This is a genomic window from Microvirga lenta (assembly GCF_020532555.1).
Lineage (GTDB): Bacteria > Pseudomonadota > Alphaproteobacteria > Rhizobiales > Beijerinckiaceae > Microvirga > Microvirga lenta.
The window spans coordinates 214,309-237,100 of the sequence record NZ_JAJBBR010000007.1; the positions used below are offsets into that span (position 1 = coordinate 214,309).

Below are 22,792 nucleotides of genomic sequence, written 5' to 3' on the forward strand. Positions count from 1 at the left end.
AAAGGGGTGCAGGGCCGGCAGAGGCCGACCCGGTACCGATTGGAGATGTGATTATGACCAAGGCTGGCGGCAACGACTCCAAGAGCACGCTGTACTGCTCCTTCTGCGGCAAGAGCCAGCATGAGGTTCGCAAGCTGATCGCTGGCCCGACGGTTTTCATCTGCGATGAATGCGTCGAGCTGTGCATGGACATCATCCGCGAGGAGTCGAAATCGTCGCTCGTGAAGTCGCGCGACGGGGTTCCCACTCCCAAGGAGATCAGTCGCGTTCTTGACGATTACGTGATTGGGCAGGAGCACGCGAAGAAGGTGCTCTCGGTGGCGGTTCACAACCACTACAAGCGCCTCGCCCATGCGACGAAGCACAATGACGTGGAGTTGGCGAAGTCCAACATCCTGCTGATCGGGCCCACGGGCTCGGGCAAGACCCTCCTGGCTCAGACCCTGGCCCGGATCCTGGACGTCCCGTTCACCATGGCGGACGCCACGACCCTGACCGAAGCGGGCTATGTCGGCGAGGACGTCGAAAACATCATTCTGAAGCTGCTCCAGGCCTCCGACTACAATGTCGAGCGGGCTCAGCGCGGCATCGTCTATATCGACGAGATCGACAAGATCTCCCGCAAGTCCGACAACCCGTCCATCACCCGGGACGTGTCGGGCGAGGGCGTGCAGCAGGCTCTCCTGAAGATCATGGAAGGCACGGTCGCGTCCGTTCCTCCCCAGGGCGGCCGGAAGCATCCCCAGCAGGAGTTCCTGCAGGTCGACACCACGAACATCCTGTTCATCTGCGGCGGCGCCTTCGCCGGCCTGGAGCGGATCATTGCCGGCCGCGGCAAGGGTACGTCCATCGGCTTCGGGGCGTCCGTCAGCGCGCCTGACGACCGCCGCACGGGCGAGATCTTCCGTGAGGTGGAGCCCGAGGATCTCCTGAAGTTCGGCCTGATCCCCGAATTCGTCGGCCGCCTGCCGGTGCTCGCCACCCTCGAGGACCTGGACGAGGACGCCCTGAAGAAGATCCTTCAGGAGCCGAAGAACGCCCTGGTGAAGCAGTACCAGCGTCTCTTCGAGATGGAGAACGTGAACCTCACCTTCCAGGACGAGGCGCTGTCCATGATCGCCCGCAAGGCGATCGAACGGAAAACCGGCGCCCGCGGCCTCCGCTCCATCATGGAGGGCATCCTCCTGGAGACCATGTACGACCTTCCCGGCCTCGACTCGGTCGAGCAGGTGGTCATCGGCCCGGAGGTCGTGGAAGGCAAGGCCAAGCCGCTCTTCATCCATGGCGACCGCGGGGAGCAGACCGCGAGCGCCAGCGCCTGAGGACCTTTGCAAGGATCCAAATGAAACCGTGCATGGCGGGCATATTCTTGAAACATTGTGCCCGCCACGCCACATAATCTCTGACGTGAACGTCGTCAGCTCAGCATGCGAGGGATGACGCCACGTACCGGACGCAGCAGATAAAAAAAGCTTGAGCGTTTCGGTTTTTCGTCCGCGGGCCTGCTCATCGGAGGGGCTCTCCGGGCGCAGTTAAAAGGATGTCGTCTCATGACACAATCGAAGCCACGTCAGCCTGTCGTTCCAGGCTCGACCGGAACCTATGCGGTTCTGCCTCTGCGCGACATTGTCGTCTTTCCGCACATGATCGTGCCGCTCTTTGTCGGCCGCGAGAAGTCGATCCGCGCGCTTGAGGAGGTGGTCAAGGGGGACCGTCACATCCTCCTGGCAACCCAGATCGATGCGACGGATGACGATCCTGCCACGGATGCGATCTACAAGGTCGGCACCCTGGCCAGCGTGCTCCAGCTCCTGAAGCTGCCCGACGGCACCGTCAAGGTGCTGGTCGAGGGGGCAAGCCGCGCCAAGGTCAAGGCCTATACCCAGACCGACGAGTACTACGAGGCCGAAGCCGAGGTCCTGCCCGACGCGCTCGGGGACCAGATCGAGGCCGAAGCTCTCGCCCGCTCCGTCGTGTCGGAATTCGAAAACTATGTGAAGCTGAACAAGAAGGTTTCCCCGGAGGTCGTCTCCGCGGTGACCCAGATCGACGAGCCGGCCAAGCTCGCCGACACCATCGCTTCGCATCTCGCGATCAAGATTGCCGACAAGCAGGCGATCCTGGAGATCCCCACCGTCGCCCAGCGCCTGGAGAAGGTGCTCGGCCTGATGGAGAGCGAAATCTCCGTCCTGCAGGTCGAGAAGCGGATCCGCACCCGCGTCAAGCGTCAGATGGAGAAGACGCAGCGCGAGTACTACCTCAACGAGCAGATGAAGGCGATCCAGAAGGAGCTCGGCGACGACGAGGGTCGCGACGAGCTGGCCGAGCTCGAGGAGAAGATCGAGAAGACCAAGTTCACGAAGGAAGCCCGCGAGAAGGCTCTGGGCGAGCTCAAGAAGCTCCGTCAGATGTCCCCGATGTCCGCGGAAGCGACCGTCGTGCGCAACTATCTCGATTGGCTGCTCGGGATTCCGTGGGGCCGCCGCTCGAAGATGAAGAAGGACCTCAAGGTCGCCCAGGACATTCTCGATGCCGATCACTACGGCCTCGACAAGGTCAAGGAGCGCATCGTCGAGTACCTTGCCGTGCAGCAGCGGGCCAACAAGCTCACCGGCCCGATCCTCTGCCTCGTCGGCCCTCCGGGCGTCGGTAAGACCTCCCTGGGCAAATCAATCGCAAAGGCGACCGGCCGCGAGTTCGTGCGCATGTCGCTCGGCGGCGTGAGGGACGAATCGGAGATCCGCGGACACCGCCGGACCTATATCGGCTCGATGCCCGGCAAGATCATCCAGTCGATGCGCAAGGCCAAGACGTCCAACCCGCTCATCCTGCTCGACGAGATCGACAAGATGGGTATGGACTTCCGCGGCGACCCGTCGGCGGCTCTGCTCGAGGTTCTCGATCCGGAGCAGAACAGCACGTTCAACGACCATTACCTAGAGGTCGATTACGACCTGTCCAACGTCATGTTCGTGACGACGGCCAACACGCTGAACATCCCGGCGCCCCTGCTCGACCGTATGGAAGTGATCCGCATCGCGGGTTACACGGAAGAGGAGAAGGCCGAGATCGCCCGTACGCACCTGATCCCGTCCGCCATGAAGAAGCATGGCCTCGAGGTGAAGGAGTGGGAGATCGGGGATGAGGCCCTGCTCATGCTGATCCGGCGCTACACCCGCGAGGCGGGCGTGCGTAACCTGGAGCGTGAGATCGCCAACCTCGTCCGCAAGGCCGTGAAGGAGATCCTCATCTCCAAGGTCAAGAAGGTCGAGGTCACGACCGCCAACCTGCCCGACTTCCTGGGCCCGCCGCGCTACCGCTACGGCGAGGTCGAGGCGGAGGACATGGTCGGCGCGGTCACGGGCCTGGCCTGGACCGAGGTCGGCGGCGAGCTGCTCACCATCGAAGGCATCATGATGCCGGGCAAGGGCAAGATGACCGTCACGGGCAACCTCCGCGACGTCATGAAGGAATCGATCTCGGCTGCGGCATCCTACGTCCGCTCCCGTGCCGTCGATTTCGGCGTCGAGCCGCCCCTGTTCGATCGTCGGGACATTCACGTGCACGTACCGGAAGGTGCGACGCCCAAGGATGGTCCGTCTGCCGGCATCGCCATGGGGACCGCCATCGTCTCCGTCATCACGGGTATCCCGGTTCGCCGCGATATCGCCATGACGGGCGAGGTGACCCTGCGGGGCAGGGTGCTTCCCATCGGCGGCTTGAAGGAGAAGCTCCTCGCGGCGCTTCGCGGCGGCATCAAGAAGGTCTTGATCCCCGAGGAGAACGCGAAGGATCTGGCCGACATTCCGGCGAGCGTGAAGAACGGGCTCGAGATCGTCCCCGTTTCCATGATGGACCAGGTGCTGCAGCACGCCCTCGTGCGCATGCCCGAGCCCATCGAGTGGGACGAGGCGTCGGTGCTCAAGACTCCCAAGACTCCCGGCGTAGAGGATGATTCGGTCGGCGTCGTCGCCCACTAAGTCTGACGTTACGTCATCTTATCCAAAGCCCCCGGATGCCGAATCCGGGGGCTCTTTTTTTGTTCTGGATTGTCGAAAACCCCCATATTTCAGCCAGTTCGGGGCTTGCGTACGGACCAGCTTTGAGCCAGAGGGGAGGTCCCTGAAACGGTGGCACACTTGTCTTGATGCCGCCGTGATCATTGGAGGACAAGAAGATGAACAAAGGCGAGCTCGTTGCGGCCGTCGCCGATAAGGTGGGGCTGACCCGGGGCCAGGCTGGTGAGGCGATCGACGCCGCCATCGAGGCCATCACCGGAGCTCTCAAGAAGGGCGACGAGGTGAAGATCGTCGGCTTCGGCACGTTCGTGGTCACGAACCGCGCCGCCGGCGAGGCGCGCAACCCGCGCACCGGCGAGAAGGTGAAGGTTCCCGCCTCGAAGACCCCGAAGTTCCGCGCCGGCGCCGGTCTGAAGGACGCCGTGAACGCGTAACAGCCGCTTTTTCAGCGATGATCGCATAAAGAAGGCCGGCAGCGCTTGCGTTGTCGGCTTTCTCTTTTTATGTGAAGCGCACCGGGCGGTTAGCTCAGCTGGTAGAGCATCGGTTTTACACACCGCAGGTCGGCGGTTCGATCCCGTCACCGCCCACCATTCAAGCTTTCCGAGATTGATTTTCGGATCGGGTGCACGGAACGCTTGACAGGGGTCGGAGGCCCTCGTAAACCCGCCTCCACACCGCTTCGGCGGTCCGATGCGCGGGCGTAGCTCAGTCGGTTAGAGTGCCGGCCTGTCACGCCGGAGGTCGCGGGTTCGAGCCCCGTCGCCCGCGCCACTTCTGCTCCGAAGAGCAGTGATCCTCCCCACCAAAAGCTGGATGCCGTCCGTTCGCGCTGCCGTCGCTTGGGGGCTTTCTCGCATCCCAGGGCAATCCCTCCGAGTTATGCGCTGCCGGCGGGGGTGGCGAGTCTCAGGAGCATGTCGCGCCGCCTGCTTGCAACCGGTCCGTTCTTCCTTGCGGCGGGTTATGGCTGCCGAGGCCAGCTTGGCCGGGATCGTGGAGCTGAACGGGCGTCTATTATGGCCAAAAATAGACGAAAACGGTGCCATGGGGCGTCGGGAGCGGGTCTGAGGCCAAGGCGGCCCCTCACGCCGAACAGGCTATATCGTAGTTTAGAAGTCTTCTTTCCCGATGCCGCAAACACTTGTCAGGGAAGGGGATCTCGGTTAAGCCTCGCCCCGCAATCTGCATTGTCGCAGGGCCTTTTAAGGGGCCTCGCTGCGGCTTAAATGCATGACTGTTGCCGGCTTTTGCCGTGCTCCGTTTCTTTAGGTGTCGCATGACGAATCTCCTCGCCGACTACCTGCCTCTCGTGATCTTCATCGGCGTGTCGCTCGTGATCGGGCTGGCGCTGCTCGTAGCGCCGTTCATCGTCGCCTACAGCCGTCCTGACACGGAAAAGTTGTCGGCTTACGAGTGCGGGTTCAATGCCTTCGACGATGCCCGCATGAAATTCGACGTGCGGTTCTATCTCGTCGCCATCCTTTTCATCATTTTCGATCTCGAAGTGGCGTTCCTGTTCCCCTGGGCCATTACCTTCGGTTACCTCGGCTGGTTCGGATTCCTGTCCATGATGATCTTCCTGGGCGTCCTAACGGTCGGATTCGTGTATGAGTGGAAGAAGGGGGCCCTCGAATGGGATTGATCTCCGATAACCGGTCTACCCTGGTCGCTCCTGCTCCCCGCGGGATCATCGACCCCAATAGCGGCCAGCCCGTAGGCTCCACGGATCCGTATTTCGTCGGGATCAAGGACGAGCTTGCGGATAAGGGCTTTCTCGTCACCTCGACCGAGGACCTCATCACCTGGGCCCGCACCGGCTCGCTGATGTGGATGACGTTCGGTCTCGCCTGCTGCGCGGTCGAGATGATGCAGATGTCCATGCCGCGCTACGACGCCGAGCGCTTCGGTTTCGCGCCCCGCGCGTCGCCGCGCCAGTCGGACGTGATGATCGTGGCCGGCACGCTGACCAACAAGATGGCGCCTGCTTTCCGCAAGGTCTACGACCAGATGCCGGAGCCGCGCTACGTCATCTCCATGGGCTCCTGCGCCAACGGCGGCGGCTATTATCACTTTTCCTACGCGGTGGTGCGCGGCTGCGACCGCATCGTGCCCGTCGACATCTACGTGCCGGGCTGCCCGCCCACGGCGGAGGCACTGCTGTACGGCGTGCTGCTTCTGCAGAAGAAGATCCGCCGCACGGGCACCATCGAGCGCTGAGCAAAGGTCATCGTATGAGTTCTGAGCTCCAAGCCCTGAGCGATCACATCGCCTCGTCCCTCGGCGAGGCGATGACGGCGCGCGCCATCACGTTCGACGAGCTGACGATCGTCGTGCGAGGCGAGGACATCGTGCGGGTGGCCACCTTCCTGCGCGACGACCCGCAGTGCCGGTTCGTATGTTTCATCGACATCTGCGGCGCTGACTACCCCGGCCGCGAGAGGCGTTTCGACGTCGTGTACCATTTCCTGGCGCCGCATCATAACCGGCGCATCCGGGTCAAGGTGGAGACGGACGAGGTGACCCCCGTCCCCTCGCTCATCGGCGTCTTCCCGGCCGCGAACTGGTTCGAGCGCGAGGCCTACGATCTCTACGGTATCCTGTTCTCGGGCCATCCCGACCTCCGCCGCATCCTGACGGATTACGGTTTCGAGGGCTTCCCGCTGCGCAAGGACTTCCCGCTCACCGGCTACGTCGAGGTCCGCTATGACGAGGCGCAGGGCCGGGTGGTCTACGAGCCGGTGAAGCTCAGTCAGGAATTCCGCAACTTCGACTTCCTCTCGCCCTGGGAAGGCACGGACTACGTGCTGCCCGGCGACGAGAAGGCCAAGGCCTGAGGGGCGGAGAGGATCTTCCATGGGCGAGCATAATATCCGCAACTTCACGATCAATTTCGGCCCGCAGCATCCGGCGGCGCACGGCGTTCTGCGCCTCGTGCTGGAGCTGGACGGCGAGGTGGTCGAGCGCGTCGATCCGCATATCGGCCTGCTCCATCGCGGCACCGAGAAGCTGATCGAGTACAAGACCTACGTTCAGGCGAACCCCTATTTCGACCGGCTCGACTACGTCGCGCCGATGTCGCAGGAGCACGCCTACTGCCTCGCGATCGAGAAGCTGCTCGGCATCCAGGTGCCGCGGCGCGCCCAGCTGATCCGCGTGCTGTTCCTCGAGATCAGCCGTCTGCTGTCGCACCTTCTCAACGTCACCACGCAGGCCATGGACGTGGGAGCCCTCACGCCGCCGCTGTGGGGGTTCGAGGAGCGCGAGAAGCTCATGATCTTCTATGAGCGCGTCTCGGGCTCGCGCATGCACGCGAACTATTTCCGCCCCGGCGGCGTGAGCATGGACATTCAGCCCGAGCTGATCGACGACATCGAGGCGTTCTGCGACCCGTTCCTGAACGTGCTCGACGATCTCGACACGCTCGTGATGAACAGCCGCATCTTCAAGCAGCGCAACGTCGATATCGGCACCATCACGCTCGACGATTGCTGGGCCTGGGGCTTCTCCGGTCCGCTCGTGCGCAGCTGCGGCGTTCCGTGGGACCTGCGCAAGTCGCAGCCCTACGAGTGCTACGAGGAACTGGAATTCGACATCCCCGTCGGCAAGAACGGCGACAACTACGACCGGCAGGTCATCCGCATGGAGGAAATGCGCCAGAGCGTGCGCATCATGCGTCAGTGCATCGCCAAGCTGCGTGCGCCGGACGGGCAGGGGCCCGTCGCCACCCTCGACGGAAAGGTCGCGCCGCCGTCCCGCAAGGACATGAAGCGCTCCATGGAAGCGCTGATCCATCACTTCAAGCTCTACACGGAAGGCTTCCACGTCCCCGCGGGCGAGGTCTATGCCGCCGTCGAGGCTCCGAAGGGCGAGTTCGGCGTGTACCTGGTGTCCGACGGCACCAACAAGGCGTATCGCTGCCGGATCCGTGCCCCGGGATTCGCCCACCTTCAGGGCATGGACTTCATGTGCCGCGGCCACATGCTGGCCGACGTCGCAGGCGTCCTGGGTTCGCTCGACATCGTGTTCGGCGAAGTGGACCGGTAAAAGTTCAGCGCCAGCCCGACGACCGGTCTGGCATCCGCGCCCGAAAGGCGAGGCAGAGAAGTTCAAGTCGTGGATGGCCGGGCCTGTGCCCGGCCATGCCGATGAGGAGAAGAGTGAATGGCCGTTCGTAAGCTCGCGCCTGAAGAGTTGCAGCCCAAGAGCTTTGCGTTCTCGCCCGAGAACGAAGCTTTTGCGGATCAGCAGATCGCCAAGTACCCACCGGGCCGTCAGGCTTCGGCGGTGATCGCACTCCTGTGGCGCGCCCAGGAGCAGGCGGGCGGCTGGCTGCCCCGGAAAGCCATCGAGGCCGTCGCGGCCAAGCTCGACATGGCGCCGATCCGCGTCATGGAAGTGGCGACCTTCTACACGATGTTCAACCTGGAGCCGGTTGGAAAGTATTTCATCCAGTTCTGCGGCACGACCCCCTGCGCCCTGCGCGGCGCGGGCGAGATCAAGAAGGTGCTCCAGGCCCGCGTCGGCGATTCCGGCCACGTGTCGGCGGACGGCAACTTCTCCTGGCTCGAAGTCGAATGCCTGGGCGCGTGCTGCAATGCGCCGATGGTGCAGATCAACGACGACTACTACGAGGATCTGACCCCTCAGAACTTCGAGAAGCTCCTCGACGACCTCGCCGCCGGACGCCCGGTGAAGACGGGCTCCCAGATCGGACGCCGCACCTCGGAGCCGTACGAGGCCGTCAACACCCTTCAGGATCCGTCGCTCTATGACGGTTCCGTCGTCGGGGCCTGGCGCAAGCGTTTCGAGGAGACCGCGCAGGAAGGCCCGACGGAAGCCCCGGGGCTCGAGCAGCGCGCTGCCGAGAATCCGCGCGCCGGAAAGCCGGACTCGGGCCGGGCCATCGGCCGGGTGATCGAAACGCCTGCCAATCGCGTCGCCGAGGGCAAGCCTCCGATCGACGAGAAGGACCGGGCGGATGCGGCCTCCAAGGACCGGGCCACGGCCGTCGAGCCGCGGAAGGACGAGGCCGACAAGCCGGCTCCCCAGAGCAGCAAGTCCTATGTGGCGATGCCGTCGAAGCCGGAAGAGGGTGCCCCCGTGGCCGAAAGCCCGACCACGCCGATCGCCGGAACGCCGCCTTCACACGCCGAGACCCGTCGCGACGGCAGCGAGAGCAAGCCGGACGTGGTCGTCGACAAAGACAACAAGACGTCCTGATGGAGTGATCGGGAATGCTTCAGGACAGAGATCGCATCTTCACCAACCTTTACGGTTTCCACTCGCCCGACCTTGAGGCCGCGAAGATGCGCGGCGCGTGGGACGGCACGAAGTTCCTGCTCGAAAAGGGGCGGGACTGGATCATCGACGAGATGAAGGCGTCGGGACTGCGCGGCCGCGGCGGCGCGGGCTTCCCCACGGGCCTGAAATGGTCCTTCATGCCGAAGAAGTCGGACGGACGCCCGCATTACCTCGTGGTGAACGCGGACGAATCGGAGCCGGGCACCTGTAAGGACCGGGAGATCATGCGGAACGATCCGCATCTCCTCGTCGAGGGCTGCCTCCTCGCCTCCTTCGCCATGGGCGCCCATGCCGCCTACATCTACATCCGCGGCGAGTACATCGCCGAGCGGCATGCGCTCCAGCGCGCGGTGGACGAGGCCTATGCGGCCAGGCTCATCGGCAAGGACAACATCCACGGCTATCCCTTCGACCTTTACGTCCACCACGGCGCAGGCGCTTACATCTGCGGCGAGGAGACGGCGCTCATCGAGAGCATGGAAGGCAAGAAGGGCATGCCGCGCCTGAAGCCGCCGTTCCCGGCCAATATGGGCCTCTACGGCTGCCCCACCACGGTCAACAACGTGGAGTCGATCGCCGTCGCCGGCACCATTCTGCGCCGCGGCGCCGCCTGGTTCTCCGGCATCGGCCGGCCGAACAACGTCGGCACCAAGCTCTTCTGCGTGTCGGGCCATGTGAACAAGCCCTGCAACGTGGAAGAGGAGATGGGCCTCACCTTCCGTGAGCTGGTCGACCGCCATTGCGGCGGCATCCGCGGCGGCTGGGACAACCTGCTGGCGGTCATCCCCGGCGGCTCCTCGGTTCCGCTGGTTCCGGCCGAGCAGATCGTGGACGCGCATATGGACTTCGACACCCTGCGCGGCCTGCGCTCGGGTCTCGGCACCGCGGCCGTGATCGTGATGGACAAGTCCACGGACATCGTCCGCGCCATCGCCCGCATCTCGTACTTCTACAAGCACGAGAGCTGCGGCCAGTGCACGCCGTGCCGCGAGGGCACGGGCTGGATGTGGCGCGTGCTTACCCGCATGGCCGAAGGCCGCGCCCAGAAGCGCGAAATCGACATGCTTCTCGAGGTGTCGACCCAGATCGAAGGCCACACCATCTGCGCCCTCGGAGATGCGGCGGCCTGGCCGGTCCAGGGCCTGATCCGGCACTTCCGGCACGAGATCGAGAAGCGCATCGACGACTACGCGGCGAACCCGCATTCAGAATCCGTCATGATCGCGGCGGAGTGAGAGAAAGATGGCGAAAATCATCGTTGATGGCGTCGAGGTAGACGTTCCTGCGGAATACACGCTGCTCCAGGCCGCCGAGGCGGCCGGGGCGGAGATCCCGCGTTTCTGCTTCCACGAGCGGCTCTCGATCGCCGGCAACTGCCGCATGTGCCTCGTCGAGGTGAAGGGCGCGCCGAAGCCGGTCGCGTCCTGCGCCTGGGGCGTGCGCGACTGCCGTCCGGGTCCCAACGGCGAGCCGCCGGAGGTCCTGACCAAGTCGCCGACGGTCAAGAAGGCCCGCGAAGGGGTGATGGAGTTCCTGCTCATCAACCACCCGCTCGACTGCCCGATCTGCGACCAGGGCGGCCAGTGCGACCTGCAGGACCAGGCCATGGCCTATGGCGTCGACACCAGCCGCTTCCACGAGAACAAGCGCGCGGTGACCGACAAGTATCTCGGCCCGCTCGTGCGCACCTCCATGAACCGGTGCATTCACTGCACCCGCTGCGTCCGCTTCACCACCGAGGTGGCGGGCGTGGAGGACCTCGGCGCCCTCTGGCGCGGCGAGGACATGGAGATCACCAGCTATCTCGAGAAGGCTCTCGGCTCGGAGCTTCAGGCCAACGTGGCCGATCTCTGCCCGGTGGGCGCGCTCACCCACAAGCCGGAATCCTACCATTACCGCCCGTGGGAGCTGACCAAGACCGATTCCGTCGACGTCATGGATGCAGTGGGCTCCTCCATCCGCGTCGATTCCCGTGGCCGCGAGGTCATGCGCATCCTTCCGCGCATCAACGAGGCGGTGAACGAGGAGTGGATCTCCGACAAGACCCGCCAGATCGTGGACGGCCTGCGTCTCCAGCGCCTGGACCGCCCCTTCGTGCGCGAGAACGGCCGCCTGCGTCCCGCCTCCTGGCAGGAGGCGTTCGGCGTCATCGGCAACCGTCTGCTGAACACCGACGCCAAGCGCATCGGCGCCATCGCAGGAGATCTCGCGGCGGTCGAGGAGCTTTATGCTCTCAAGCTCCTCATGCAGAGCCTCGGCGTGACGAACACGGATGCGCGCCAGGACGGCACGGTCCTGTCCCCGGCCTATGGCCGCGGCTCCTATCTCTTCAACTCCACCATCGCGGGCATCGAGGATGCGGACGCAATCCTGATCGTGGGCGCCAACCCGCGCATCGAGGCGTCGCTCGTCAACGTGCGCATCCGCAAGCGCTGGCGCGTGGCTCCGCTGCCCATCGCCATGATCGGCGAGAACCCGGACCTCACCTATGACTACGAGTATCTCGGGGCCGGCCCCGAGACCCTCTCCGATCTCCTGGGTGGCCGCCACAGCTTCGCCGAGAAGCTGAAGGGCGCCGAGCGTCCGCTCATCATCGTGGGGCAGGGGGCGCTCATCCGTCCGGACGGCCTTGCGGTGCTCTCCCTCGCGGCCCAGCTCGCCCAGAGCATCGGCGCGGTGAAGGAAGGCTGGAACGGCTTCTCGGTTCTCCACACGGCGGCGGCGCGGATCGGCGCGCTCGATCTCGGCTTCGTGCCGGGCGAGGGCGGCATCACCGCCCAGGCCATGGCGCAGGGCGGCGTCGACGTTCTGTTCAACCTCGGTGCTGACGAGATCGACATCGCGCCCGGCGCCTTCGTGATCTACCAGGGCACCCACGGCGACCGCGGCGCCCACCGCGCCGACGTGATCCTGCCAGGAGCGACCTATACGGAGAAGTCGGGCACCTTCGTGAACACGGAAGGCCGGGTGCAGATGGCGAACCGGGCGGCCTTCGCTCCGGGCGAGGCCCGTGAGGATTGGGCCATCCTGCGCGCCCTGTCGGACGTGCTGGGCCAGCGCCTGCCCTTCGACTCCCTCAACGCCCTGCGGGCGCGGCTCTATGCCGAGTATCCGCATTTCGCCGCGGTCGAGGACATCACGGAAGCGGATGTGGCGTCTGCCGTTCAGGCCCTGGCCGGAATCGGCGGCACTCCCGGCCGCGAGCCGTTCGCAAGCCCCGTCAAGGACTTCTACCTCACCAACCCGATCGCCCGCGCCTCCGGCGTCATGGCCGAGTGCTCCGCGCTCGCCCGTGAGCTGCGGCTCGAGGCGGCCGAGTAAGAGGATCGGATCATGGAATTCGGAGATATCTTCCTCGCGGTCGCGATCATGCTGGGCAAGAGCCTGCTCATGCTGGTCGCGCTGCTCGTCTTCATCGCCTACGCGCTTTATGCCGACCGCAAGGTCTGGGCGGCGGTGCAGCTGCGCCGCGGCCCGAACGTGGTCGGCCCCTGGGGGCTGCTCCAGTCCTTCGCGGACCTGCTCAAGTTCGTGCTGAAGGAGCCGGTGATCCCGTCCTCGGCCAACAAGGGCATGTTCCTGCTGGCGCCGCTCCTGATGTGTACGCTCTCGCTCGCGGCCTGGGCCGTGATCCCGCTCAATGCGGGCTGGGCGATTGCCGACATCAACGTGGGCGTCCTCTACATCTTCGCCATCTCGTCGCTCGGCGTCTACGGCGTCATCATGGGCGGCTGGGCCTCGAACTCGAAATACCCGTTCCTGGGCGCGCTCCGCTCGGCGGCGCAGATGGTGTCCTACGAAGTCTCCATCGGCTTCGTCATCGTGACGGTGCTCATGTGCGCCGGCACCCTGAACCTGTCGGCCATCGTCGAGTCCCAGAACACCGCCCTCGGCATCCTGGGCTGGTACTGGCTGCCGCTGTTCCCGATGTTCGTGATCTTCTTCATCTCGGCCATGGCCGAGACGAACCGTCCGCCCTTCGACCTTCCCGAGGCGGAATCGGAGCTCGTGGCCGGCTACATGGTCGAGTATTCCTCGACCCCGTACCTGCTTTTCATGCTCGGCGAGTACGTGGCGATCATGACCATGTGCGCGCTCGGCACGATCCTGTTCCTCGGCGGCTGGCTGTCCCCGATCCCGTTCGCGCCCTTCACCTGGGTGCCCGGCGTGATCTGGTTCGTCCTGAAGGCCAGCTTCCTGTTCCTTCTCATCGCCATGGTGAAAGCCCTGGTGCCACGCTACCGCTACGACCAGCTCATGCGCCTGGGCTGGAAGGTGTTCCTGCCGCTGTCGCTGGCAATGGTCGTCATCGTGGCGGGTGTTCTGATGCTCACCGGCACCGCGCCGGGCATGCGCTAACGGAGATCGGCGAAATGAAGCTCGATCAAGTCGCAAAGTCCCTTCTTCTGCAGGAGTTCGTAGCGGGGTTCATCCTCACCGTGAAGTACTTCTTCAAGCCGAAGGCGACCATCAACTATCCCTTCGAGATGAGCCATCGCGGGCCCCGCTTCCGCGGCGAGCACGCCCTGCGCCGCTACCCCAACGGGGAAGAGCGCTGCATCGCCTGCAAGCTCTGCGAAGCCATCTGCCCGGCCCAGGCCATCACCATCGAGGCCGGTCCGCGCCGGAACGACGGCACGCGCCGCACGACCCGCTACGACATCGACATGGTGAAGTGCATCTATTGCGGCATGTGCCAGGAGGCCTGCCCGGTCGATGCCATCGTCGAGGGCCCGAATTTCGAGTTCTCGGTGGAGACCCGCGAGGAGCTCTACTACGACAAGGCCAAGCTTCTCGCGAACGGCGAGCGGTGGGAGCGCGAGATCGCGAGGAACATCGCGAAGAACGCCCCCTACGTCTGAGCGCGTTCCCTGCCGGAAAAGGGCAGGGGGCAAACAGCTCGGGCGGGTTGTCCCGCCCGGATTCGGAAATTATAGACAGGCCCGCCGGATTCTCCGGCAGCCACGTCGGAAGGGGCCGCTCCTTGCGGCTTGAGCTTGAAGCATGACGGTTACCGCTGCCTTCTTTTACCTCTTCGCGACGATCACCGTCGCCTCGGGCTTCATGGTGATCGCCTCGCGCAATCCCGTACAGTCGGTGCTTTTCCTCATCCTCGCCTTCGTCAATGCGGCGGGGCTCTTCCTGATGATGGGGGCCGAGTTCCTGGCGATGATCCTGGTCATCGTCTATGTGGGCGCGGTGGCGGTGCTCTTCCTTTTCGTCGTCATGATGCTCGACGTGGATTTCGCCGAGCTGCGCCAGGGCTTCCTGCAGTACCTGCCCGTGGGCGGGCTCATCGGCATCGTGTTCCTGCTCGAGCTGGTGCTGGTGATCGGCACCTATGTGGTCGACCCGGGCCTGATCCGGACTTCCGCCGTGCCAATCCCGCCGGCCGAGGTGGTCACGAATACCGAGGCGCTCGGCCTCGTGCTCTACACCCGCTATTTCTACTTCTTCCAGGCGGCCGGCCTGATCCTGCTGGTGGCCATGATCGGCGCCATCGTGCTCACCCTGCGCGAGCGCGTCGGTGTCCGTCGCCAGGACATTTCGAAACAGAACGCCCGGACGCAGGAGACTGCGGTCGAGGTGCGGAAGGTTCCCTTCCGCCAGGGCATCTAAGGGAGACACGCGATGGTCATCGGCCTTGGTCATTATCTCACCGTCGCCGCTGTGCTCTTCACGCTCGGCGTCTTCGGCATCTTCATCAACCGGAAGAACGTGATCGTCATCCTGATGTCGATCGAGCTGATCCTGCTCGCCGTGAACATCAACATGGTGGCCTTCTCGACCCACATGAACGACATCGTCGGCCAGGTCTTCGCGCTGCTGATCCTCACGGTGGCGGCGGCGGAGGCGGCCATCGGCCTTGCCATTCTGGTGGTCTTCTTCCGCAACCGCGGCTCCATCGCGGTTGAAGACGTCAACATGATGAGGGGCTAAACGCCCGACCGGCGAAGTAAACGACAATGTATCACGCAATCGTCTTCCTGCCGCTCGTCGGCTTCCTCATCGCAGGCATGTTCGGACGTGTCCTCGGCGCCCGTCCGAGCGAGCTGATCACGACCGGCTTGCTCTTCGTCGCCGCGGCCCTGTCCTGGGTCGCCTTCATCCAGGTCGGCTTCGGCTCGGGCGCGACCCGGGTCCAGGTGGCCCAGTGGATGGCATCCGGTGACCTCGTGGTCGACTGGGCCTTCCGGATCGACACGCTCACGGCCGTCATGCTGATCGTGGTGAACACGGTTTCGGCCCTCGTGCATCTCTATTCCATGGGCTACATGCACGAGGACCCGCACCGTCCGCGGTTCTTCGCCTATCTGTCGCTGTTCACCTTCGCCATGCTCATGCTGGTGACCGCCGACAACCTGGTCCAGATGTTCTTCGGCTGGGAAGGCGTGGGTCTCGCCAGCTATCTGCTGATCGGCTTCTGGTACCAGAAGGACTCGGCCAACGCGGCCGCCATGAAGGCCTTCATCGTCAACCGCGTGGGCGATTTCGGCTTCCTTCTCGGCATCTTCACCCTTTTCGTGCTGTTCAACAGCGTCTCCTTCGACCAGATTTTCCCGCGCGTGGCCGAGTTCGCCGAGAGCCGGTTCATGTTCCTCGGCGTCGAGTGGCACGCCCTGACCATCGCCTGTCTGCTGCTCTTCATGGGCGCCATGGGCAAGTCGGCCCAGTTCCTGCTGCACACCTGGCTGCCGGACGCGATGGAAGGCCCGACCCCGGTCTCCGCGCTCATCCATGCCGCCACCATGGTCACGGCCGGCGTCTTCATGGTCGCGCGCCTGTCGCCGGTCTTCGAGTTCGCGCCGACGGCCCTCACGGTCGTGACCGTCATCGGCGGCATCACGGCCTTCTTCGCGGCGACCGTCGGTCTGGTCCAGAACGATATCAAGCGCGTCATCGCCTATTCGACCTGCTCGCAGCTCGGCTACATGTTCGTGGCGCTGGGCGTGGGCGCCTACAGCGTGGGCGTGTTCCACCTCTTCACCCATGCCTTCTTCAAGGCGCTGCTGTTCCTCGGGGCCGGCTCGGTCATCCACGCCATGCACCATGAGCAGGACATGCGGCACATGGGCGCCCTGCGCCGCTACATCCCGTTCACCACGGCGATGATGGCGATCGGCACCCTTGCGCTCACGGGTTTCCCGTTCACCGCCGGCTATTATTCGAAGGACGCGGTGATCGAGGCGGCCTACGCGGCCCATTCCTCCGCGGGCTCCTTCGCCTTCCTGGCGACGGTCATCGCCGCCTTCATGACCTCGTTCTATTCCTGGCGCCTGTTCTTCCTCACCTTCGAGGGCAGCGCCCGCTGGGGCCACCACGGGCATCATGCTCATGCGCCCCACGACCATGAGGGCGTGGAGCACGACGAGCGCAGCCGGGACGTGGAGCCCGCACACCATGCGGACCATGAGCACGGCCACCATGGGGATCACACCCCCCACGAGAGCCCGCTCGTCATGCTGATCCCGCTGGTCGTGCTGGCCGTGGGAGCCCTGGTCGCAGGCCTCCTCTTCCATAACGCCTTCATCGGCGAGGGCTATCAGGAGTTCTGGAAGGGTGCGATCTTCACCCGTCCGGAGAACCACATCCTCGAGGAGATGCACCATCTCCCGGGCTGGGTGCCGCTGCTGCCGACCGTGATGATGATCCTCGGCTTCCTGCTGGCGGTCTACATGTACATCATCGATGCCAAGCAGCCGGCGAAGCTCGCGGCGGATCATCCGATCCTCTACCGCTTCCTGCTCAACAAGTGGTACTTCGACGAGCTCTATGACGCGATCTTCGTGCGCCCCGCCATGTGGATCGGCCGCTTCTTCTGGCGCACGGGCGACCAGCGGATCATCGACGGCCTCGGTCCGGACGGCATCTCGGCCCGCGTGCTCGACGTCACCCGTGGCGTGGTCCGCATCCAGACGGGCTATCTCTACCACTATGCCTTTGCCATGCTGATCGGCGTTGCCGCTCTCGTGACCTTCTATCTCTTCAGGGGAGCGCACTGATGCTCGGGTTCGGCATTCTCTCCGGCCTACTGATCCTGCCTCTGGTCGGGGCGGCCTTCATCCTCCTGCTCCGCGGAGACAGCGAGGCGGCCCGGTCCAATGCGCGCTGGGCGGCTCTCGCGACCACGGTCGTGACCTTCCTGCTGTCCCTGGTTGCCTGGGGGCGGTTCGACACGGCGTCGTCGTCGTTCCAGCTCGTCGAGAGCCACACCTGGCTGGCCGAGACCATCCGGTTCAAGCTCGGCGTGGACGGCTTCTCGATGCCGCTCATCCTGCTGACGACCTTCCTGATGCCGTTCTGCATCCTGGCATCGTGGGAATCCATCGAGCACCGGGTGAAGGAATATTTCGTCGCCTTCCTGGTCCTCGAGACCACGATGATCGGCGTGTTCTCCGCCCTCGACCTGGTGCTGTTCTACCTGTTCTTCGAGGCGGGCCTCATTCCGATGTTCCTCATCATCGGCATCTGGGGCGGCAAGCGGCGCATCTACGCCAGCTTCAAGTTCTTCCTCTACACGCTCCTCGGCTCGGTTCTGATGCTTCTGGCCATCATGGCCATGTACTGGACCGCCGGCACCACCGACATCCCGACCCTGCTCGCCTACGACTTCCCGGCGAACCTGCAGACGTGGCTGTGGCTGGCCTTCTTCGCCTCCTTCGCGGTGAAGATGCCCATGTGGCCGGTCCATACCTGGCTGCCGGACGCGCACGTGGAAGCGCCGACGGCGGGCTCCGTCATCCTGGCGGGCGTTCTCCTGAAGATGGGCGGCTACGGCTTCATCCGCGTGTCGCTGCCCATGTTCCCGGAGGCTTCCGTCTATTTCGCGCCGCTGGTCTTCGCCCTTTCGGTCATCGCGATCATCTACACCTCGCTGGTCGCCCTGATGCAGGAGGACATGAAGAAGCTCATCGCCTATTCGTCCGTGTCCCACATGGGCTTCGTGACCATGGGCCTGTTCAGCATGAACCCCCAGGGCATCCAGGGCGCCATGTTCACGATGATCTCGCACGGTCTCGTCTCCGGCGCGCTCTTCCTCTGCGTCGGCGTCATCTACGATCGGATGCACACCCGCGAGATCCGGGCTTATGGCGGCCTGGTGAACCGGATGCCGCTCTATGCGGTCGTGTTCCTGATCTTCACCATGGCCAATGTCGGGCTGCCGGGCACGTCGAGCTTCGTGGGCGAGTTCCTGTCCCTGATGGGCGCCTTCCGGGCCAATACCTGGGTGTCGTTCCTCGCCACCACCGGCGTCATCCTCTCGGCGGCCTATGCGCTCTGGCTCTACCGGCGCGTGGTCTACGGGGTGCTCGACAAGCCGAGCCTGCAGGGCATCACCGACCTCAACCGCCGCGAGATCATCACTTTCGCACCGCTCGTGCTGCTCGTCATCTATTACGGCGTGCATCCCGGCCCGATCCTCGATGCCTTTGCCGCGCCGACGGATGCCCTCCTGCGGGGCTACGAGGCCGCGCTCCAAACCGTGAAAACGGCGGCTGTTGCCGCACACTGAGGCCATGATGAACCCCGCCTTCACCATCCCTGCCTTCGGTCCTCTGCTGCCGGAAATCATCCTCGCCGTCGGCGTGCTCGTCCTCATCCTGTTCGGCGCATTCCGTGGCGAGCGCTCGGTGGAGGGCATGAACATCATCGCCCTGGCGCTTCTCGCCGTCGCCTTCCTGGCGGTGCTGATGCTTCCGTCGGAGCGGGTCGAGACGATGGCCGGCTCCTTCGTGGTCGACGGCTTCGCCAAGTTCATGAAGAGCCTGACGCTGATCGCCTCGGCCTGTGGCGTCATCCTCTCCATGGACTACATGCGCCGCGAGCGGATCGCCCGGTTCGAGTATCCGATCCTGATCGTGCTCTCCACCATCGGCATGCTGATGGTGATCTCGGCGAATGATCTCATCGCCCTTTACCTCGGCCTCGAACTGCTCAGCCTGTCGTCCTACGTCATCGCAGCCTTCGACCGGGACAACGTGCGCTCCACCGAGGCCGGCCTGAAATACTTCGTCCTCGGCGCCCTGTCTTCGGGCATGCTGCTCTACGGCGCGTCGCTGGTCTATGGCTTCACCGGCAGCGTGTCGTTCCCGGTCATCGCTTCCGTGCTTCAGGGCAATGTGGGCAACGGCGCGATCTTCGGCCTCGTCTTCGTCGCCGCGGGCATTGCCTTCAAGATCTCGGCCGTGCCGTTCCACATGTGGACCCCGGACGTGTACGAGGGCTCCCCGACGCCGGTGACCGCGTTCTTCGCCGCTGCGCCGAAGATGGCCGGCATGGCGATGGCGACGCGCGTGTTCATCGATGCCTTCCCGGGCATCCTGGTCCAGTGGCAGCAGATCATCGTCTTCATCTCGATCGCCTCCATGGCGCTCGGCTCCTTCGCGGCCATCGGCCAGCGCAACATCAAGCGCCTGATGGCCTATTCCTCCATCGGCAACGTCGGATACGCGCTCATCGGCCTGGCGACCGGCACGGCTGAGGGTGTCCAGGGCGTGGCGATCTACATGGCGATCTATCTGGCCATGACGCTCGGCACCTTCGCGGTCATCCTGGGCATGCGACGCGGCAACGTGATGTTCGAGACCATCGACGACCTGTCCGGCCTCGCCCGCACCCATCCGGTGATGGCGTTCTGCCTGGCGATGATGATGTTCTCGCTCGCCGGCATTCCGCCGCTGGCCGGCTTCTTCGCCAAGTTCTACGTCTTCGCCGCCGCCATCCAGGCCAACCTGGTGGCGCTGGCCGTGATCGGCGTGGTGACGAGCGTGATCGGCGCCTATTACTACCTGCGCATCGTCAAGGTCATGTACTTCGACGAGCCGGTGGAGCGGTTCGAGCCGATGGCGCCCGGCGTCAGCTTCGTCCTCGTGGTGTCGAGCGCCGTGGTGCTCCTGTTCTGGATCGTTCCGGCGCCCGTGGTGAATGCCGCAGGCGCTGCCGCGCGCTCGCTGTTCTTGTGACGTGAAGCTGTCGCCGGAATCTGAGGCCGCCGGCTACCGGCTTCTCTCGCTCGAGGCGACGGAGTCAACGAACGACGACGCCCTGCAGGCCGCGAAAGCCGGAGATCCCGGCCTTCTCTGGATCGCCGCGACCGAGCAGCATGCGGGGAGGGGGCGCCACGGCCGACAATGGTCGTCGCCGCCCGGCAATCTCTACGCCAGCCTCCTCCTCATCGATCCCTGCGAGGCAGCGGTCGCCCCGCAGCTGGGCTTCGTCGCGGGCCTCGCCCTCCACGAGGCGGTGGAGAGGCTGACGGCTTTGGGTGCCCCACGCCTGGCTCTCAAGTGGCCGAACGATCTTCTCCTCGACGGCGCGAAGCTCTCGGGCCTTCTGCTCGAAGGGCATCGCGTCGGGGCCGGCGGCAGCCTTTCCGTCGTCATCGGCTTCGGCGTGAACGTCGCCTTCGCGCCGACCAATACGCCCTATCCGGCGGCCACGCTGGAGTCGATCAGGCCGGGTCTCGCGCGGGAGGACGTCTTCTCCGCCCTTTCGTCCGCTTTCGCATCGACCTATGCCGCATGGCGGGCCTCGATCCGCAACAACAACGCCGATCCGTTCGGTCCCATTCGTCGTCTTTGGCTCGAGCGCGCCGCCGGAATAGGGCAGGAGGTGACCCTGCGCCTTCCCTCCGGCGAGAAGCGCGGTATCTTCGAGGGTCTGGACCGTTCCGGTCGCCTTCAGTTGAAAAGCTCCTCCGGCGTGGAACTGATCGATGCAGGCGACCTTTATTTTCCCAATTTGCTGCACGATATAGCCAAGCTCGGCGCTGGCGCGACAAGGTTTTGATAGATGCCATCCTCCAAAGACGAACTGGTGTTTCTGCCTCTCGGCGGCCTCGGCGAGATCGGCATGAACGCTGCCCTGTACGGCTTCGGGCCCGAGCTGAACCGCCAGTGGATCCTCGTGGATTGCGGAATGGGCTTCGGCGGCGAGGAGCACCTTCCCGGCGTCGATCTGGTCTATCCGGATCTGCGCTTTATCGAGGAGGAGCGCCAGAACCTCCTCGGCATCTTCATCACCCACGCCCACGAGGACCATATCGGCGCCCTCGTCGAGATGTGGCCGCGCCTGCGCGCGCCGGTCTATGCCACGAAATTCGCCATCGGCCTCCTGGAAACGCGGCGCCTCTCCGAGGCGAACGCTCCGAAGATCGACCTCAATGAGATCGTGCCCGGCCAGCGGGTGAATCTGGGGCCATTCGATGTCGAGTACGTGCCGGTCGCGCACTCGATCCCCGAATCCAACGCCCTCGCGATCCGAACGGCGCATGGCCTCGTGGTCCATACCGGCGACTGGAAGCTCGACAACACTCCCTATCTCGGAAGCCTCACGTCCGAGGAATCCTTCCGCGCCCTGGGCGATGAAGGCGTCCTGGCCCTCGTCTGCGATTCCACCAACGTGGTGCGCGACGGCGTGAGCCCGAGCGAGGCCGACGTGTCCCGCAATCTCGCCGCCCTCATCAAGGATGCGCCGCACCGGGTCGCCATCACCACCTTCGCGTCCAACGTCGCGCGAATCCGCTCGGTCGCGGAGGCGGCGAGGGAGTGCGGGCGCGAGGTGGTCGTCGTCGGACGCGCCATGGACCGGGTGGTCGATGTGGCGAACGAGTGCGGCTACCTGGAAGGCCTGCCGGAGTTCCGCTCCACCGAGACCTTCGGCTATCTCCCGCGCGACAAGGTCGTCGCGATCCTCACCGGCTCCCAGGGTGAGCCGCGGGCGGCCCTGGCCCGCATCGCACAGGACGAACACCCAGACATCGCCCTGTCGAAGGGCGACCGGGTGATCTTTTCGTCCCGCGCCATTCCGGGCAACGAAAAGGCCGTGGGGTCGATCATCAACAGCCTGATCGAGCAGGGAATCGAGGTGATCACGGACCGGACGGAACTCGTCCACGTGTCGGGCCACCCGCGCCGGGGCGAACTGGCCCAGATGTACGAGTGGACCCGTCCCCGCATCGCGATTCCCGCGCATGGCGAGGCGCTGCATCTCGCCGAACACGCGAAATTCGCCCGCGCCCAAGGCGTGCCGGAAGTCGTGCGCGCCAAGAACGGCACCCTCGTGCGGCTGGCGCCGGGACCGGCCGAGATCATCGACAACGTGCCCGCCGGCCGCCTCTATAAGGACGGAAACATTATCACGTCAGCGAGCGAGAGAGCCGTTCCGGAGCGTCGGAAACTGTCCTTCGCGGGCATCGTCACCGTCGCCATCGCCATCGACGAGGACGGTGAGATCGCAGGCGATCCGGTCATCGACGCCATGGGCCTGCCGGAAAAGAACCGGCAGGGCGAGAACATTCTCGATCTGATTGCCGATGCGGTCTCCCAGCTCCTCGATGGCTTGTCCAAGGCCAAGCGCCGTGATCCGGAAACGGTCGAGAATGCGGTGACCCGCGCCGTTCGGGCTGCGGTGAACGAGGCGTGGGGCAAGAAGCCCGCCTGCCATGTTCTCGTGATCGAGGTATAGCC

Annotated in this window: 19 protein-coding genes and 2 tRNA genes; all 21 read left to right on the plus strand. The window is 64.7% G+C overall.

Going from position 1 to position 22,792, the window contains the following annotated elements; translation table 11 throughout:
• Positions 1-53: 53 nt before the first annotated feature.
• Entirely contained in the window at positions 54-1,322 is a 1,269-nt protein-coding gene (gene clpX, locus LGR44_RS12385) for an ATP-dependent Clp protease ATP-binding subunit ClpX (RefSeq protein ID WP_226740915.1), read from the plus strand.
• A 228-nt stretch (positions 1,323-1,550) separates the two neighbouring features.
• Positions 1,551-3,980: an endopeptidase La gene (gene lon / locus LGR44_RS12390; RefSeq protein WP_226740917.1), complete on the plus strand. Its 2,430-nt coding sequence runs from the start codon at positions 1,551-1,553 to the stop codon at positions 3,978-3,980.
• 197 nt (positions 3,981-4,177) lie between these two features.
• Positions 4,178-4,453, plus strand: coding sequence for an HU family DNA-binding protein (locus LGR44_RS12395; protein ID WP_226740919.1), 276 nt, complete (start codon positions 4,178-4,180; stop codon positions 4,451-4,453).
• An 83-nt stretch (positions 4,454-4,536) separates the two neighbouring features.
• A tRNA-Val gene (locus LGR44_RS12400) sits at positions 4,537-4,612 on the plus strand.
• 104 nt (positions 4,613-4,716) lie between these two features.
• Positions 4,717-4,793 (plus strand) — tRNA-Asp (locus tag LGR44_RS12405).
• Positions 4,794-5,298: 505 nt separating this feature from the next.
• On the plus strand, positions 5,299-5,664 hold the full coding sequence (locus tag LGR44_RS12410) for an NADH-quinone oxidoreductase subunit A (protein WP_226740921.1): 366 nt from the start codon (positions 5,299-5,301) through the stop codon (positions 5,662-5,664).
• Positions 5,655-6,239, plus strand: a complete 585-nt coding sequence (locus LGR44_RS12415) for a NuoB/complex I 20 kDa subunit family protein (RefSeq protein ID WP_226740923.1) — start codon at positions 5,655-5,657, stop codon at positions 6,237-6,239. Before LGR44_RS12410 ends, LGR44_RS12415 begins: the two co-directional genes overlap by 10 nt.
• A 14-nt stretch (positions 6,240-6,253) precedes the next feature.
• Positions 6,254-6,856: an NADH-quinone oxidoreductase subunit C gene (locus LGR44_RS12420; RefSeq protein WP_226740925.1), complete on the plus strand. Its 603-nt coding sequence runs from the start codon at positions 6,254-6,256 to the stop codon at positions 6,854-6,856.
• Between the two features lie 19 nt (positions 6,857-6,875).
• Positions 6,876-8,066, plus strand: a complete 1,191-nt coding sequence (locus tag LGR44_RS12425; RefSeq protein ID WP_226740927.1) for an NADH-quinone oxidoreductase subunit D — start codon at positions 6,876-6,878, stop codon at positions 8,064-8,066.
• A 117-nt stretch (positions 8,067-8,183) separates the two neighbouring features.
• The gene (gene nuoE / locus LGR44_RS12430; protein WP_226740929.1) at positions 8,184-9,242 is read left to right on the plus strand and encodes an NADH-quinone oxidoreductase subunit NuoE; all 1,059 of its coding nucleotides are present in this window, start codon (positions 8,184-8,186) and stop codon (positions 9,240-9,242) included.
• Between the two features lie 14 nt (positions 9,243-9,256).
• Positions 9,257-10,558 carry an NADH-quinone oxidoreductase subunit NuoF gene (gene nuoF / locus LGR44_RS12435; RefSeq protein ID WP_226740931.1) on the plus strand — a complete coding sequence of 434 codons (1,302 nt, stop codon included), beginning with the start codon at positions 9,257-9,259 and terminating at the stop codon, positions 10,556-10,558.
• Positions 10,559-10,565: 7 nt separating this feature from the next.
• On the plus strand, positions 10,566-12,644 hold the full coding sequence (nuoG, locus tag LGR44_RS12440) for an NADH-quinone oxidoreductase subunit NuoG (RefSeq protein ID WP_226740933.1): 2,079 nt from the start codon (positions 10,566-10,568) through the stop codon (positions 12,642-12,644).
• Positions 12,645-12,656: 12 nt separating this feature from the next.
• Positions 12,657-13,682 (plus strand): NADH-quinone oxidoreductase subunit NuoH, encoded by a 1,026-nt coding sequence (gene nuoH, locus LGR44_RS12445; RefSeq protein WP_226740936.1) that lies wholly within the window; start codon positions 12,657-12,659, stop codon positions 13,680-13,682.
• A 14-nt stretch (positions 13,683-13,696) separates the two neighbouring features.
• Positions 13,697-14,185: an NADH-quinone oxidoreductase subunit NuoI gene (nuoI, locus tag LGR44_RS12450; RefSeq protein ID WP_226740939.1), complete on the plus strand. Its 489-nt coding sequence runs from the start codon at positions 13,697-13,699 to the stop codon at positions 14,183-14,185.
• Positions 14,186-14,327: 142 nt separating this feature from the next.
• Complete coding sequence (locus tag LGR44_RS12455) at positions 14,328-14,942, plus strand: NADH-quinone oxidoreductase subunit J (RefSeq protein WP_226740943.1); 615 nt, start codon at positions 14,328-14,330, stop codon at positions 14,940-14,942.
• 12 nt (positions 14,943-14,954) lie between these two features.
• A complete protein-coding gene (gene nuoK, locus LGR44_RS12460) occupies positions 14,955-15,263 on the plus strand; it encodes an NADH-quinone oxidoreductase subunit NuoK (protein WP_114771644.1) in 309 nt (102 codons plus the stop codon).
• Positions 15,264-15,289: 26 nt separating this feature from the next.
• Positions 15,290-17,326, plus strand: a complete 2,037-nt coding sequence (gene nuoL, locus LGR44_RS12465; RefSeq protein ID WP_226740946.1) for an NADH-quinone oxidoreductase subunit L — start codon at positions 15,290-15,292, stop codon at positions 17,324-17,326.
• Positions 17,326-18,837 (plus strand): NADH-quinone oxidoreductase subunit M, encoded by a 1,512-nt coding sequence (locus tag LGR44_RS12470; protein ID WP_226740950.1) that lies wholly within the window; start codon positions 17,326-17,328, stop codon positions 18,835-18,837. Before nuoL ends, LGR44_RS12470 begins: the two co-directional genes overlap by 1 nt.
• A 7-nt stretch (positions 18,838-18,844) precedes the next feature.
• Entirely contained in the window at positions 18,845-20,287 is a 1,443-nt protein-coding gene (gene nuoN / locus LGR44_RS12475; RefSeq protein ID WP_226740954.1) for an NADH-quinone oxidoreductase subunit NuoN, read from the plus strand.
• 1 nt (position 20,288) lies between these two features.
• Positions 20,289-21,113: a biotin--[acetyl-CoA-carboxylase] ligase gene (locus LGR44_RS12480; RefSeq protein ID WP_226740964.1), complete on the plus strand. Its 825-nt coding sequence runs from the start codon at positions 20,289-20,291 to the stop codon at positions 21,111-21,113.
• Between the two features lie 3 nt (positions 21,114-21,116).
• The gene (locus LGR44_RS12485; protein ID WP_226740968.1) at positions 21,117-22,790 is read left to right on the plus strand and encodes a ribonuclease J; all 1,674 of its coding nucleotides are present in this window, start codon (positions 21,117-21,119) and stop codon (positions 22,788-22,790) included.
• Positions 22,791-22,792 lie beyond the last annotated feature (2 nt).